This is a genomic window from Peribacillus muralis (assembly GCF_001439925.1).
Classification (GTDB): Bacteria; Bacillota; Bacilli; order Bacillales; family DSM-1321; genus Peribacillus; species Peribacillus muralis.
Genome location: NZ_LMBV01000079.1, coordinates 1 through 389, shown reverse-complemented (window position 1 = coordinate 389; position 389 = coordinate 1). Strand labels below are relative to the sequence as shown.

Below are 389 nucleotides of genomic sequence, written 5' to 3'. Positions count from 1 at the left end.
GATATCTGGCCTTATTTTTATTAATTCATTTCACCGCCACCACTTACTGGCATATAACTTCCTGTAAGGTAGGCACTGTCATCACTTGCATAAAAAGCAATCGCTTTTGCAATGTCTTCTGGACGGCCAAGTCTTCCAAGTGGAAGAAAAAATTCTTGTTGTTGTTTAAATTCTTTTGGTAAGTCAGCCGTAGCATCCGTCTCAACTAAACCTGGAGAAACGGCATTTGCGGTAATACCTTGCTTACCTACCTCTTGGGCAATATATCTCACAAAACTATTAAGCCCTCCTTTGGAGGTTCCATGTGCGATGAAATACGGAGCTGGATGATTGCTTAAGCCACTAGATACATACACAAGTTTTCCATACTGTTGCTTTTTCATATAAGG

1 protein-coding gene is annotated in these 389 nt (G+C 40.4%); it reads right to left on the bottom strand.

Features of this window, described 5'->3' with window-relative positions:
* Positions 1-20: 20 nt before the first annotated feature.
* Positions 21-389: SDR family NAD(P)-dependent oxidoreductase (locus ASU00_RS24165; RefSeq protein WP_152983850.1), on the bottom strand; the 369-nt coding region annotated here is incomplete at its 5' end.